Annotated in this window: 11 protein-coding genes and 1 pseudogene; 10 read left to right on the top strand and 2 right to left on the bottom strand. The window is 54.4% G+C overall.

The window, feature by feature from the left end; genetic code table 11:
• The first annotated feature begins 30 nt into the window (after positions 1-30).
• Together ABA45_RS12245 and mmsB are read left to right on the top strand one after the other, a co-directional pair.
• On the top strand, positions 31-1101 hold the full coding sequence (locus tag ABA45_RS12245; RefSeq protein WP_048386503.1) for an enoyl-CoA hydratase/isomerase family protein: 1071 nt from the start codon (positions 31-33) through the stop codon (positions 1099-1101).
• A gap of 80 nt (positions 1102-1181) precedes the next feature.
• Positions 1182-2069: a 3-hydroxyisobutyrate dehydrogenase gene (mmsB, locus tag ABA45_RS12240; RefSeq protein WP_048386501.1), complete on the top strand. Its 888-nt coding sequence runs from the start codon at positions 1182-1184 to the stop codon at positions 2067-2069.
• A 93-nt stretch (positions 2070-2162) separates the two neighbouring features.
• Here the strand turns inward: mmsB and ABA45_RS12235 are convergent, their stop codons facing one another.
• A complete protein-coding gene (locus ABA45_RS12235; RefSeq protein ID WP_048386500.1) occupies positions 2163-3965 on the bottom strand; it encodes a flavin-containing monooxygenase in 1803 nt (600 codons plus the stop codon).
• Between the two features lie 416 nt (positions 3966-4381).
• Between ABA45_RS12235 and ABA45_RS12230 the strand changes: the two genes are divergently transcribed.
• The 8 genes from ABA45_RS12230 (at position 4382) to ABA45_RS12190 (ending at position 13725) form a co-directional block, all read left to right on the top strand.
• Positions 4382-6331: a sigma-54-dependent Fis family transcriptional regulator gene (locus ABA45_RS12230; protein WP_048386498.1), complete on the top strand. Its 1950-nt coding sequence runs from the start codon at positions 4382-4384 to the stop codon at positions 6329-6331.
• 356 nt (positions 6332-6687) lie between these two features.
• Positions 6688-8337, top strand: coding sequence for an AMP-binding protein (locus ABA45_RS12220; protein WP_048386494.1), 1650 nt, complete (start codon positions 6688-6690; stop codon positions 8335-8337).
• Positions 8334-8750: a PaaI family thioesterase gene (locus tag ABA45_RS12215; protein ID WP_048386492.1), complete on the top strand. Its 417-nt coding sequence runs from the start codon at positions 8334-8336 to the stop codon at positions 8748-8750. Before ABA45_RS12220 ends, ABA45_RS12215 begins: the two co-directional genes overlap by 4 nt.
• Positions 8751-8893: 143 nt before the next feature.
• Positions 8894-9679: an ABC transporter ATP-binding protein gene (locus tag ABA45_RS12210; protein WP_048386490.1), complete on the top strand. Its 786-nt coding sequence runs from the start codon at positions 8894-8896 to the stop codon at positions 9677-9679.
• A complete protein-coding gene (locus ABA45_RS12205) occupies positions 9676-10413 on the top strand; it encodes an ABC transporter ATP-binding protein (RefSeq protein WP_048386487.1) in 738 nt (245 codons plus the stop codon). Before ABA45_RS12210 ends, ABA45_RS12205 begins: the two co-directional genes overlap by 4 nt.
• A gap of 104 nt (positions 10414-10517) precedes the next feature.
• On the top strand, positions 10518-11732 hold the full coding sequence (locus tag ABA45_RS12200) for an ABC transporter substrate-binding protein (RefSeq protein ID WP_048386485.1): 1215 nt from the start codon (positions 10518-10520) through the stop codon (positions 11730-11732).
• A 107-nt stretch (positions 11733-11839) separates the two neighbouring features.
• Entirely contained in the window at positions 11840-12727 is an 888-nt protein-coding gene (locus ABA45_RS12195) for a branched-chain amino acid ABC transporter permease (protein WP_048386483.1), read from the top strand.
• Between the two features lie 2 nt (positions 12728-12729).
• Positions 12730-13725: a branched-chain amino acid ABC transporter permease gene (locus ABA45_RS12190; RefSeq protein ID WP_048386481.1), complete on the top strand. Its 996-nt coding sequence runs from the start codon at positions 12730-12732 to the stop codon at positions 13723-13725.
• A gap of 50 nt (positions 13726-13775) precedes the next feature.
• Here the strand turns inward: ABA45_RS12190 and ABA45_RS12185 are convergent.
• Positions 13776-14105: pseudogene (locus tag ABA45_RS12185) on the bottom strand (ABC transporter permease subunit); the annotation flags it as partial.
• Positions 14106-14252 lie beyond the last annotated feature (147 nt).

Here is a 14252-nt window from a genome sequence, read left to right as displayed (position 1 = left end):
CAATCCGACACATGGGCCAAAGGATTCACCATGAGTGATCAACCGATTGTATTTGAGCAGTGGCAAACCGCAGGCGACGCCGCCATCGGAGTCGCACGCCTGAACGCGCCGCGCTCGCTGAACTCTTTGTCACTGGAAATGATTCGCCTGCTGACCCCACAGCTGAAAGCCTGGGCTGAAGATGAACGGATATGCGCTGTGTGGCTGGAAGCCGAAGGCGACAAGGCGTTTTGTGCCGGCGGCGATATCGTTGCTCTGTATCGCAGTATGACGGAGGCCGGAAGCGCTGATATCGGTAAGGCGTTCTTCACCGAAGAATACGAACTGGATTACTTGATTCACAGCTACCCCAAACCGGTTGTGTGCTGGGGCCACGGCATTGTGATGGGCGGCGGCATGGGCATTATGCGGGGCGCTTCCTATCGGGTAGTGACCGAAAGCTCAAAACTGGCGATGCCTGAAACCACCATCGGGCTTTACCCGGATGTGGGCGGTGGCTGGTTTCTCAATCGCTGCCCCGGCCGAACCGGTCTGTTTTTGGGCCTCACGGGCGCCCGTATGAACGGCGCCGATGCGCTATTCACCGGCATGGCTGATCGTTTTATAAAGCACGATTTGAAAGCTCAGGTGGTTGCCGAACTGACTCGAACCAACTGGCAAAGCCGCCATGGCCATGAGGTCGTAGGCTCGCTATTGCGTCAGTTTGAGCAACAGAGCGCCGATGCCCAGCTTGCTTCACCCGTTCGCGATCACTTTGATGAGATCAACCGCGCCACCGATGCCGACACCCTGGCGCAGACCATTGCCCAGTTGAAGGAACTGGCGTCGGGCGATGGCTGGCTGGCCAAAGCCGTGAAGCCGCTCGCAACAGCGTCGCCGGTGGCTCTTGCGTTGGTGTGGGAACACATGCACCGCTGCCGCCTGGATGGCTTGAAGCAGGTGTTTGATAAAGAATTGCTGCTGTCCACCAACTGCCTCAGTAAAGGTGAGTTTGCCGAGGGCGTGCGGGCTTTGCTGATCGACAAAGACCAGCAACCAAGATGGCGTTACGCCACCCTTGCGGACATCGATAACGAATGGATTAACGGCTTTTTTGTTTGAGCCTGTTAGAGCCGCCATGAGCAGGGCACTTAACAGCATTTAACAAAAGAAGCCGCACTAAAACAAAAGAGGGAAATACGATGGCAATTATTTCATTTATTGGCCTTGGTAATATGGGCGGCCCTATGGCCAGCAATCTGCTGAAAGCCGGCCACCAGGTCACCGTGTTTGATTTGTCGGCAGACGCCGTCAGCGCGCTGAAAGCCGAAGGTGCAGGCAGCGCCGACACCGCTCATGAAGCCGTTAAAGGCGCTGAGTGCGTGATTACTATGCTGCCTGCTGGCCAGCACGTAGAAGCGGTTTATCTGGGCGCTGAAGGTTTGCTGGCAGCTCTGCCGGAAGGCACCCTGGTAATTGATTCCTCGACCATTGCTCCGGAAACCGCCAAAAAAGTAGCGGCGCAAGCCTCAGAGCACAAAATCCGATTTCTGGATGCACCGGTGTCCGGTGGCGTTGGTGGTGCAAAGGCTGGCACGTTAACGTTCATCTGCGGTGGCTCCGAGGCCGATTACGCGGCTGCCCAGCCCATTCTGCAGGACATGGGCAAGAACATTTTTCGCGCTGGTGAACACGGTTCGGGGCAGGTGGCCAAAATCTGCAACAACATGCTGCTGGCCATCTTGATGGCGGGCACCAGCGAAGCATTGGCTTTGGGTGTGAAGAACGGGCTGGACCCAGCCGTACTGTCGGAAATCATGAAGCAAAGCTCTGGCGGTAACTGGGCGTTGAACGTGTATAACCCCTGGCCGGGAGTGATGGAAGCGGCGCCGGCATCACGCAACTACGAAGGTGGCTTTTTGGTAAAACTGATGACCAAAGATTTGGGCCTGGCATTCGACAACGCAGTGAAAAACGAGGCGTCGATTCCCATGGGCTCACTGGCTCGTAACTTGTTCTCGCTTCACGCGGGACAGGGAAATGCAGATCTGGATTTTTCCAGTATTCAGCGGCTTTACAGTCCAAAGTAAGCCAGCAGAGTTTAACGGGTAAAGGGTATCCGCTAGAGAGCGACCGGCAGGAAATGACAAGGGCTGACCGTTACGGCCAGCCCTTGTGGCTAATCAAGACAAATGATGTACCGATTCCTGTCCATACACCGGCGTATCAATGCCTTCTTTACGCGCTTTTAACTGCAGCGCCAGATACAGCGAATAGTGCCGGGACTGGTGCAGGTTGCCGCCGTGGAACCACAGGGCTTCCTGTTGCGTGGGTTTCCACATGTTTCTCAGTTCACCTTCCCACGGGCCTGGGTCTTTGGTGGTGTCCGATCCCATTCCCCAACATTTCCCCACCTTGTCAGCAACTTCTTCAGAAATAATGCGTGCCGCCCAGCCGTTCATAGAGCCATAACCGGTGGCGTAAACAATCAGGTCAGCAGGCAGCTCCGTGCCGTCTGTCAGGGTTACAGAACGTGGGTTGATGTGTTCGATACCGACGCCACTTTTCAGTTTTATCTCGCCGTCTGCGACCAACTCTGACGCACCCACATCAATGTAGTAACCCGATCCCCGGCGAAGATATTTCATGAACAGGCCGGAACCGTCGTCACCGAAGTCCAGCATAAATCCGGCTTTTTTCAGCCGTCCGTAGAAATCTGCGTCCTTTTCGGCCACCTGTTTGTAAACCGGAATATGGAAATCGGGCATGATTCGGAAAGGTACAGACGCAAAGGTAAGGTCCGCTTTTTCCGTCGTCATGCCATCGGCAATCGCCTGTTCCGAATAGAGCCCGCCAAGAACGTCATCCATCAAGGTGTCCGACTTGATGATGTGAGTCGATGAACGCTGGATCATAGTCACGTCGGCGCTGTTTTCCCAAAGCGCTGCACAGATGTCGTGAGCGGAGTTGTTGGCGCCAAGAATCACGCACTTTTTACCTTTGAAGGCTTCGCCGCCGGGGTGCCGGCTGGAGTGATGTTGCTCGCCTTCAAACGTGTCCATACCGGGAATGTCGGGAACATTCGGGATGCCGGACATGCCGGTGGCCAGCACCAGCTGTTGCGGGCGCAGGGTCACCTTTTCGCCATCACGAACCACGTCTACTACCCACTCTTTACTGGCTTCGTCATAGCGGGCGGCGGTGCATTCGGTAGAACTCCAATAGTTGAGCTCCATGACTTTTGTGTACATTTCCAGCCAATCACCAATTTTGTCTTTTGGTGCGAAAACGGGCCAGTGATCGGGAAACGGTAAATAAGGCAGGTGGTCGTACCATATCGGGTCGTGCAGACACAGGGACTTATAACGGTTGCGCCAGGAGTCACCGGCTTTGGCGCTGCGTTCTACAACAATAGTGGGCACGTCCAGTTGCTTCAACCGGGCGGCCAGGGCAATACCACCCTGGCCGCCGCCGATAATGACGCAGTAAGGCTGGCGGCTATAACCTAATTCCTGCTGCTCGTCTTGCAGGGTTTCGAGCCAGGATTTACGGGATTTGCTGGCGCCGTGCTCCGCGCCCTTGGCGCGGTTGAATTTGCGCTTCTCCGGAAATTCCTTCAGCTCCTGCATGGTTGTCAGCAGTGTCCATGCATGGCCGTTGCGTAGGCGCAGATGGCCCTTGCCAATGGCATCAACGGTCTCGAAGGTGACCCAGGCGTCGATCACGCCATCCTGTTCGGTTGCCTCTTCGGAAACCTGCCAGTTTGCGGGCTGGGTTCGCTTGGCCGTGGCGCTGAGCATGTCGCGAATGGCTCCGCGCCCTTCCATTGTTTTAATATTCCAGGTCATGGTGACCAGGTCGCGCCAGAAACCACCGTCTTCGAACAGATCGGCGGCTTGCGCGGGGTTGTCCGAATTCAGGGTTTCCTCAAAGCTGTCAAGCCATTGCTGGGCTTGTTGGGTCGCTGTCACTTTATTCTCAGTCATCTTGGTCTCCGTCATCCTAGCTTTCCGGTGTTAGATTGTTTTTGTTACCGGGGTGCATGGCACCCACTGCAGGAATTTACTCCTTCATGACAATTGTCAGGATGCAGCAGGCATGCCAGTTTTTTTACAGAAAACTCTGTGAAATATAAATTATTGAAAATAATAAAATAAATGGTTTTTAACTGTGCGGGCGTTGGGGGTGTGAGCGGATTAGAGAAGATTTTGGTGTTACACCTGAAACATTGCAGAGCTCATTGGTGTTACAGGTGTAACGCAAGGGGGGCGAATAGAGATTGCCGGTAGAGTGTACTAATGAAGCATGTCGTTATGGTGCTGTGCGGTCTATGCTCTTCATTGGTTGCCTTTATATTCGTTGTCAACAACAACAAAATGAGCACAGCATCGCGAGGCCCGTTATGACCCATCAGCTGGCGCAGAGTCGTCATATTCATTCGATCCTGAACTTTGCGGCGAAAGACTCTTACCCTGCGTTAACGCCAAACGCCGAGTTGATTGGGCGATCCTGGAAACGCTGTATTGAAGACTACGGCATGGATCCGAGCCGGCCGCGCAGCGCTCGCATTGTTACGCAGCAGACCTTGCGCGAGCATCAGGATTCGGTGGACGAGTTCCTGAACGTGGCCCGGGCAGGGGTAGACCAGCTTTACGGGATTATTGCGGGCCTTGGTTACGTGGTGCTGTTGACCGACCACCGGGGGATTACCGTTCAATACCTCGGCGACCGACGTTACGACCGCCGTTTGCGCAAAGCCGGGCTTTATCTAGGTGCCGATTGGAACGAGCAGTACGCCGGCACTTGCGCTGTGGGCACCTGCATTCAGGAACAGCAAGCGTTGACCTGCCACCGGGTTGATCATTTTGATGCAACGCACATCAGCCTTACCTGCACGTCGGCGCCGATTCGTGACCCTTCCGGCGATTTGCTTGCGGTGCTCGACATATCGGCCCTGGATTCGCCAAATGCCCGTGAAAGCCAGACGTTCGCGCTGCACTTAACCCAGCTCTATGCACGCTTGATAGAAGACGCTTATTTTTTACGACGCTACCGTAATCAGACCGTTCTACGCTGCGGCGTTTCCCGCGAATTTGTCCAGGTTAATGGCCAGTATCTGTTTGCGATTGACGAAGGTGGCCGCATCGAAGCCGTCAATACCGCAGGGCGCTCGCTCATGCCCAAAAATGCCGCCGGCCTTATCGATGGGGTTTCCGGGATGACCGAATTGTTTGAATGCGATCTTCGAGATATCTGGAGCATCCCGTACGATCACGATGATCAGGTCAAAGCATTCAGGCATTACGCCAATAAAGACACCTTGTTTGCCACACTGATCAAACCAAAAGCCAAACCGGCCGATTACTCCGGTAGCGTAAAAGCCAGTAACGACGAGCGCGTGCCGGAGTTAGACCAGCTGGCCGCAGACGACCCGGTTATGCGGCGTACCCTTTCGTTGGCCAAACGCCTGCGGAACCGCGATGTCGGGCTACTTATTCTTGGCGAAACGGGCACTGGCAAAGAAGTTTTGGCCAAGGCCATACATCAGTCAGGCAGCCGGGCAAGCGGCGCGTTCATTGCTGTTAACTGTGCGGCAATTCCAGAATCCCTGATTGAAAGTGAGTTGTTCGGCTATGTGGCCGGAGCATTTACCGGCGCGCGTGCCAAAGGCATGCGCGGCCTTATTCAACAGGCAGAAGGTGGAACACTGTTTCTGGACGAAATCGGAGACATGCCCCTGCATCTACAGACGCGGCTGTTGCGGGTGCTTGCAGAAGGTGAAGTTCTTCCGGTTGGCGCAGAGGCACCGATTCGGGTGAACTGCCGTTTCATGGCAGCAACGCATCAGAACCTTGAGCAGCTGGTTCAGTCGGGGGCTTTCCGCTCTGACCTATACTATCGCCTGAACGGTGCGACTTTAAAATTGCCCTCGCTGTGCCAGAGAGCTGATCGCCAGCATGTTATTAACAGTGTATTGCGAAAGCTTATAAAGCAGGGTCAAGTCGAGGATGTCCACATTCGGGCCGACGCCATGAGTGCCATGCTTGCGTACCATTGGCCAGGAAATATCCGTGAATTGGTCAACGCTTTGGCCTTTGCGGAAGCCACCTGTGATAACCACGAAATCACCGCTGAAGATCTGCCAGAAGCCTGTTTGAAGCAAAAGAGTGTGGCTGTGCCCACAGAACCGAGTGAAAGCCCTGATGGGCGGCGTTGTCTGCTGCTGGCACTTGAAACCTATCGGTGGAACATTACCGAAGTGGCCCGGCGCTTCGATGTGTCCCGGCCCACCATATATCGGTGGCTGCAGCACCATGATATTGAACAACCACGGTTTTTAGGCAAGCGGTAAGGTTTTGATGGCAATAGGCGAGCCATTGTTTAATCGCCACGCGCCAATTCAGCGGTGCAGGTAAGCTGCCCCCCTATTTACTGCTGGTGGGCATTGCCACCGGGCTGACGGCATGGACTATTGGTCTGCCCAATCCGGCAGTGTGGGGCCTGCTGGCGGCGCCATTGATGAGGGCTGTTCAGGGGGTATTCCAGCAGATTCTGCGCCGGCGTCCAGTTCATAAATTTATTGCTCGCAAAGAAGCTTATAACGCTTGCTTGGACTTGTCTTGGCCTAAAGTTTACCTTTACGTAAACTGGCACCTATGATAAATCTGGTGTACGTAGAGCCACAGACAAAAATAACAGGAGCAAAAAATGAGCCTTCCGGAATACGTCGATGCGTACAACAATTTTGATCTTGCTGCTCTGGAGGCCGAAGTATTGGATGGTCGCCTGGACAGCGGGCTGAATGTTTGCCACGAAATTTGCGATAAATGGGCAGCCAATGCCGAAAAAGTTGTGCTGTATTACGAAACGGAAGACGGCGGTGACGGCGTTCTTACTTTTGCCGAGTTGACACAGGCGTCCGCCCGTTTTGCCAACTACCTGAAGTTGCAGGGAGTGGCCAAGGGCGACTGTATTGCGGGTTTGTTACCGCGCACCCCGGAACTGCTCATTGTTATGGCGGGCGCTTGGCGCATTGGCGCTGTTTATCAACCGTTGTTTACTGCGTTTGGCTCTGGCGCTATCGAATACCGCCTGGAACGGGCGAGCACCAAATTGATCGTCACCAACCCGGCAAATCGTTCAAAGCTGGATGACGTTAAAAACTGCCCGTCGGTATTGTGTGTCGATTCGGCGGAAGCTGGCCATGGTGATGCTGACTTTTATCAGGCGCTGGGCGAGCAGTCCGGCCAATTTGAACCGGTGCTGATTAAAGGCACTGACCCTTTCCTGCAAATGTTTACCTCGGGCACCGTGGGCAAGCCCAAAGGGGTGTCTGTTCCAGCCCGGGCACTGTTGTCATTCTATGTTTACATGCGCGATGCGGTGGGCCTTCGTGACAGCGACACATTCTGGAACGTGGCAGACCCGGGTTGGGCCTACGGTTTGTACTATGCGGTTATCGGGCCGCTGCTGATGGGCCACGCTACCCACTTCAATCCCAACGCGTTTACCCCTGAAAGCACCTACGACATGATCCGCAAGTACAAAATTACAAATCTTGCGGCGGCGCCCACGGCCTATCGGTTGTTAAAAGCGAATGATCACGTGCTGCCTGAAGGTGAAAATCTCGGGCTGCGGGTAGCGAGTAGCGCCGGCGAGCCCTTGAATCCGGAGGTGGTTAACTGGATCCGTCGTCGTCATTTCTGTGAGGTAAAAGATCACTACGGTCAGACTGAAACGGGCATGACCTGCTGCAACTTCCACGGTTTGGCGCACCCGGTAAAAGAGGGCGCCATGGGTTTCTCATCGTTAGGGCACCGTGTTGTAGCGCTGAATGAAAAGCATGCAGAGGTGGGCACCGGTGAAGCCGGGCAAGTTGCCATTGATGTGGCTGCATCGCCTTTGTTTCATTTCGATGGCTACACCTGGGGTGAAAAAGACCCGTTCGCCCAGGGTTACTACCTGACCGGCGATATGGCCATTAACAACGGCGACGGCAGTTTTTCGTTCAGTGGGCGCGACGACGACATCATTACTACCTCAGGCTATCGAGTGGGGCCAGCCGATGTTGAAAGCTCATTGTTGGAGCATCCTGCTGTGGCGGAGTCCGGTGTGGTAGCCAAGCCCGATGAAAAGCGTGGCGCCATCATCAAGGCCTACGTGGTGATCAAAGGCGACCAGATTCCGGCCGATGACCAGGTTCTGAGAGAAGAACTGCAGAACCATGTGCGCCGGCGTCTGTCCACCCACGCTTTCCCGCGGGAAATCGAGTTTGTTGACGAGCTACCCAAAACGCCGAGCGGCAAGATACAGCGCTTTATTCTGCGTGATCGCGCTAGGGAAGACACCAGCGAATGAAAGTAACAATGGAGCAGTTGCAGGCTTTTCTAGACGAGCAGTTTCCCCAAGGCGCGGCGTTTGGGACTCTGTACGAGCTGGGCGATGGCAGCGCAGAAATGATGCTCGACGTAGACGAAACCCATTTGCGTCCCGGCGGCACCGTGTCTGGACCGGTGATGATGGGGCTGGCGGATGTCACGCTCTACGCTGCGTTGTTGTCCAAAATCGGCTTGGTGCCGCTGGCGGTGACCACCAACCTGAATATCAATTTTCTACGCAAGCCAGTGGCGAATCAGCCCATATGGGCCCGTGCGACCATGCTTAAGGTGGGCAAAACAATGGCGGTAGGGGAGGTGTTTATATATTCTCGGGGAGTCGAGGAGCCAGTCGCGCACTCCACGATGACTTACTCCATGCCTCCGCAACGCTGATAGATGGTCTTCAGAGTTGCGGCCACAAGTGTTCAGCAAAAAAACACGGAAAAATCGCTGAATTAATGATTGACGTTTACGTATACGTTAAGCCAATCTATGATTAGTTCTGATGTACAACAATAAAAAAGGCATATTGGCTCATGAGCGAAGAGTACGTTCTGGAAACGCGCAACCTCGTTAAGGAATTCAAAGGCTTTGTCGCCGTTGACGACGTTAACCTGAACATCCGCAAAGGCCATATTCACGCGCTGATAGGGCCTAACGGTGCAGGAAAGACCACAGTGTTTAACCTGCTCACAAAATTCCTGATTCCTACTCGGGGCCAGATCTTGTTCAATGGTCGCGACATCACCACGATGAAATCCGCCGCTATTGCCCGCGAAGGCGTGGTGCGGTCGTTTCAGATTTCGGCGGTGTTCCCCCATATGACGGCCTTGGAGAACATCCGGGTGGCGCTGCAAAGCTTCGAAGGCAACTCATTCAGTTTTTGGAAATCCGGCAACTGCCTGAACAAATTGAACCATCGCGCCATGGAGCTGCTGGATTCGGTAGGGCTCGCAGAGTTCGCCCATATTACTACCGTTGAGCTGGCCTATGGCCGCAAGCGCGCGTTGGAACTGGCGACCACTCTAGCGATGGAGCCGCAGTTGATGTTGCTGGATGAGCCCACCCAGGGAATGGGTGCTGAGGATGTTGGTCAGGTGGTTGAATTGGTGCGCAAGGCGGCTGTCGGCCGCACAGTGCTGATGGTGGAACACAACCTGGGCGTTGTCAGTAAACTCTGCGACCGCATCACTGTGCTGGCCCAAGGGGCAGTGCTTACTGAAGGCGACTACAAAACCGTGTCGGCAGACCCGCGGGTGCGGGAAGTTTATATGGGCAGCGCCAGCGATCCTAATGCGTCGGAAAAGGAGGCAAACGCATGAGCCCGGCTGTCCAAAACCAAGTTGGAAAAAAAGACTACGAACAGCTTCGTGTTTCTGGCTTGCATGCGTTTTACGGCGAATCTCACATTCTTCACGGCATTGATCTGGTCGTGAACCGGGGTGAACTGGTGACACTGCTTGGGCGCAATGGCGCCGGGCGTAGCACCACGCTCAAAGCTATTATGAACATGGTGGGCCGGCGCACCGGTTCGATCATGATCAACGGCGAAGAAACCATGAGCTGCGCGCCCCACCACATAGCGCGTCTGGGTGTGGGGTTCTGTCCCGAACACCGCGGAATTTTCGCGTCGCTGAACGTAGAGGAAAATCTGACGTTGCCGCCTGTTGTGCGCAGTGGTGGTATGAGTCTGGAAGAAATTTACACCATGTTTCCTAACCTGTATGAGCGCCGCGCCAGCCCTGGCAATAAACTGTCAGGCGGCGAGCAGCAGATGCTGGCTCTGGCACGCATTCTTCGCACCGGTGCCAACATGCTGCTGCTTGATGAGATTACCGAGGGCCTAGCCCCGGTCATTGTGGAAAAGCTGGGTGAGGTTCTGATGAAGCTCAAACGTAAAGGTCTGACTATTATTCTGGTAGAGCAGAATTTCCACTTCGCTGCACCTCTGGCGGATCGGCACTACGTGGTCGAGCATGGCCAGATTGTGGAGGAAGTAAGTGCCTCAGAACTGGACTCCAAGCGCTCTTTGCTGAACGGATATCTGGGGGTGTAATTACAAAAACTTGCGGAACGGGGCCCAATAAAGAGAAGTATAAGTGCAGTAAGCGACGTCGAAAACCAATAAAAATCACGCATGAACGTAGTGGAGAAATAACAATGACAATGATTAAAAAGCTGCTGACCACCGCCATAGCGACCACTCTGATGGCCGGTGCTGCCCAGGCACAAATTTCCGATGATATGGTTAAAATCGGCTATTTGGCAGATATGTCAGGCACCTATCGCGATCTTGCGGGCCCAAATGGCTTGATAGCCCTGGAAATGGCCGTGGCCGACTTTGGTGGCCAGGTGAACGGCAAAAAAATTGAAATCGTCAGCGCAGATGACCGCAACAGCCCGGACGTTGCATCCAGCACGGCGCGTCGCTGGGTTGAAAATGACAACGTCGACATGGTTGCCGGCCTGGTGGCATCGTCGGTCAGCATCGCGGTCAGCGACATTCTGGAAGAAAATGGCAAGCTGGGCATTGTATCCGGGTCTGCGGCCTCCAGCATTACCAACGAGCATTGCACGCCAAACCATATCCATTATGTGTATGACACCTACCCACTGGCCAACGGCACCGCCAGCGCCATCGTTAAAGAAGGTGGCAAGACCTGGTTTATCCTCACCGCTGATTACGCCTTTGGCCACGCTCTTGAGGCAGACGTAACAAAGGTAGTGGAAGCCAACGGTGGTGAAGTCATTGGTACTATTCGTCATCCTTTCCCGACTCCGGATTTCTCGTCATTTATTCTACAGGCCCAAGGCTCTGGAGCGGATGTTGTGGCTCTGGCCAACGCCGGTGGAGACACAACCAACGCTATCACTACGGCCGGCGAGTTTGGGCTTACCCAGTCTGGCCAGACCTTAGCTGCTTTGCTGTTGTTCCTCACTGACGTGCACGCACTCGGCGCTGAAGCAGCTCAGGGTATTCAGCTGACCACAGGCTGGTACTGGGATATGAACGCCGACGCCCGTGCCTGGGCTGATCGCTTTATGGAAGAAACCGGAGTGCGCCCGACCATGGTTCACGCGGGTATCTACTCCAGCACCATGCAGTATCTGAACGCCATAAAAGCCACGGGTTCAGACGAAGCTCAAGCAGTGCGCAAGCAAATGATGGACACGCCCATCAACGATATGTTCGCCACCAACGGCCGCATTCGTGAAGACGGCCGCATGGTCCACGATATGTACCTGGCGCAGGTGAAAACCCCGGCCGAGTCTACAAACGAATGGGATCTGTACAACATCGTGCGCACCATCCCGGCTGAAGAAGCTTTCCGCCCGCTGTCTGAAAGTCAGTGCCCGCTGGTAACCAGCAAGTAAGCAGTTGAACCACGGGCCCCCCGGCAATCCCGGCGGGGAGCCCTCGGACTCAAGCAGAACGGGCACCAACCTTTGGTGCCCCCTGCATTGCTTTTGGAGTTAGCTACATGTCCATGATTTTGGGAGTCCCTGTCGCTGTGCTCTTCGGCCAGTTACTGCTTGGGCTGATTAACGGAGCCTTTTACGCGCTTTTAAGCCTGGGCCTCGCTGTTATATTTGGTCTTCTGAAAATCATTAACTTTGCTCACGGCGCCCTGTACATGCTCGGCGCCATGGCCACCGTTATTCTGTTCGATACCCTGGGTATCAGCTATTGGGCCGCGCTGTTTGTGGCGCCGATTCTGGTGGGCTGCGTGGGTGTCGCCATCGAGTATTTCCTGCTGCGTAAAATCGCAGGTCAGGATCACATTTACAGCCTGTTGTTGACCTTTGGCGTCGCGCTGATTATTCAGGGCGTGCTGACCAACATGTATGGAGTGTCTGGCTTGCGTTATTCCATGCCCGACGTGTTCAAAGGCGGTATGAATCTGGGTTTCATGTTCCTGCCTTACTACCGAGCCTGGGTGATCGTGATTGCCCTATTGGTGTGCTTTGGTACCTGGTTCATGATCGAAAAAACCAAGCTCGGTGCTTATCTGCGAGCCGGCACCGAAGATTCGCAACTGATGCAGGGCTTTGGCATCAACGTGCCCTTGCTGGTTAGCCTCACCTACGGTTTTGGGGTCATGCTGGCGGCTTTTGCCGGCGCATTGGCGGCACCCATTTATTCAGTTACCCCGGATATGGGTTCGCACATTTTGATTGTGGTGTTTGCGGTGGTGGTCATTGGCGGCATGGGTTCTATTGCTGGTGCGATCATCACTGGAGTTCTGATGGGGGTGGTAGAGGGGCTGACCAAAACCTTCTACCCGCCAGCTTCGTCGGCGGTGATTTTTCTGGTGATGGTGGTAGTGCTGTTTGTGCGTCCATCCGGCTTGTTTGGAAAGGAGGCGTAACCATGAGCGATTCGGTAAATCCGGCGGATATTCACAAAACCATGCTGGATCAGCAAAAATCAGAACATCGCAGGCGTTTGATATTGAACCTGGTGCTGCTGGCGCTGCTTATAGTGGCACCGATGGTGATGTACCCGGTGTTTTTGATGAAAATCCTGTGCTTTGCCCTGTTTGCGGTTGCTTTTAACCTACTGCTGGGCTTCACCGGTTTGCTGTCGTTTGGCCATGCTGCCTTCTTGGCAAGTGGTGCCTATACCACCGGTTATTTGTTAACCACTTTTTCGGGCTTGAGCACCGAGCTTGGCATTATTGCAGGCACGCTGGTAGCAACCTTGCTGGGTCTCGGCTTTGCGTTGGTGGCTATTCGTCGCCAGGGTATCTACTTTGCGATGATCACCTTGGCGCTGTCGCAGCTGGTTTTTTTCTTCTTTGTGCAATCGAGTTTCACCGGCGGCGAAGATGGCTTGCACGGCATACCCCGTGGTCAGTTCCTGGGGCTGATCGATTTGAACGATAATCTCAATATGTACTATTTTGTGTTGGCGGTGTTTCTAGCCGGGTATCTTCTGGTGCAGCGGATTGTGGGCAGCCCCTATGGCCAGGTGCTCAAAGCCATAAAGCAGAATGAGCCACGGGCGATTTCTCTGGGCTATAACGTTAACCGTTACAAGATCATCGCTTTTGTAATTTCTGCAGGCTTGGCAGGCTTGGCGGGGTCCATGAAAACCGTGGTGTTCCAGTTGGCCTCTCTCAATGACGCCCATTGGCACATGTCGGGTGAAGTCATTCTGATGACGTTGCTAGGCGGCACTGGAACCCTGTTGGGCCCGGTGGTGGGCGCAGCTTTTGTGGTTAACCTGGAATATCAGCTATCGCAAGGCCCGCTGGCTGACTGGGTAGATGCCATTCTTGGCGCTATCTTTGTACTGACGGTGCTGATGTTTCAGAGCGGGATTGTTGGCCAAGTGCAGAAGTTCATGAAGAAAAATATCGGTTAAGCACGATATAAGGTTGGGGACAGACTTCAAGTCTGTCCCCGGTTTTGGCATTAAGAGAGGTGGCCGCTGCGCCGCTTTTTTTCATTGCGGCGCATAATGTACCAAGCCACAAACGCCACCAGCGATACTGCCAGAATAATCAACGTGGCCAACGCGTTAATCTTTGGTGATACACCCATGCGCACTGACGACAATACCACCATTGGCAGGGTTGTGGCGCCTGGGCCAGACACAAAGCTGGCAATCACCAGATCGCCCAGTGATAGGGTAAACGCCAGTAACCAGCCAGACGCCAGCGCTGGGGTAATCACCGGTAGTGTCACGACAAAAAACGTTTTTAGTGGGGTGTAGCCCAGATCCACGGCGGCTTCTTCAATCGAAGTAAACAGGAAAAACAGCATCAGCCACACAAACACTAAATCGCCCCAGGTGGGCCGCTCACCGCGGAGTCCAACATGGTAATACCACAGCCACCCGCTGTGGGCTTTAGATTTGCACGGATGGGTGTATTTAACGCCTCGGAGGCC

Source organism: Marinobacter psychrophilus, assembly GCF_001043175.1.
Lineage (GTDB): Bacteria > Pseudomonadota > Gammaproteobacteria > Pseudomonadales > Oleiphilaceae > Marinobacter > Marinobacter psychrophilus.
This window is presented reverse-complemented; position numbering and strand designations above follow the sequence as displayed.

Excerpts from the sequence above, each read along its gene's own strand:
- ABA45_RS12245 (WP_048386503.1), top strand. The coding sequence starts at position 31 with ATGAGTGATCAACCGATTGTATTTGAGCAGTGGCAAACCGCAGGCGAC.
- mmsB (WP_048386501.1), top strand. The coding sequence starts at position 1,182 with ATGGCAATTATTTCATTTATTGGCCTTGGTAATATGGGCGGCCCTATG.
- ABA45_RS12235 (WP_048386500.1), bottom strand. The coding sequence starts at position 3,965 with ATGACTGAGAATAAAGTGACAGCGACCCAACAAGCCCAGCAATGGCTT.
- ABA45_RS12230 (WP_048386498.1), top strand. The coding sequence starts at position 4,382 with ATGACCCATCAGCTGGCGCAGAGTCGTCATATTCATTCGATCCTGAAC.
- ABA45_RS12220 (WP_048386494.1), top strand. The coding sequence starts at position 6,688 with ATGAGCCTTCCGGAATACGTCGATGCGTACAACAATTTTGATCTTGCT.
- ABA45_RS12215 (WP_048386492.1), top strand. The coding sequence starts at position 8,334 with ATGAAAGTAACAATGGAGCAGTTGCAGGCTTTTCTAGACGAGCAGTTT.
- ABA45_RS12210 (WP_048386490.1), top strand. The coding sequence starts at position 8,894 with ATGAGCGAAGAGTACGTTCTGGAAACGCGCAACCTCGTTAAGGAATTC.
- ABA45_RS12205 (WP_048386487.1), top strand. The coding sequence starts at position 9,676 with ATGAGCCCGGCTGTCCAAAACCAAGTTGGAAAAAAAGACTACGAACAG.
- ABA45_RS12200 (WP_048386485.1), top strand. The coding sequence starts at position 10,518 with ATGACAATGATTAAAAAGCTGCTGACCACCGCCATAGCGACCACTCTG.
- ABA45_RS12195 (WP_048386483.1), top strand. The coding sequence starts at position 11,840 with ATGTCCATGATTTTGGGAGTCCCTGTCGCTGTGCTCTTCGGCCAGTTA.
- ABA45_RS12190 (WP_048386481.1), top strand. The coding sequence starts at position 12,730 with ATGAGCGATTCGGTAAATCCGGCGGATATTCACAAAACCATGCTGGAT.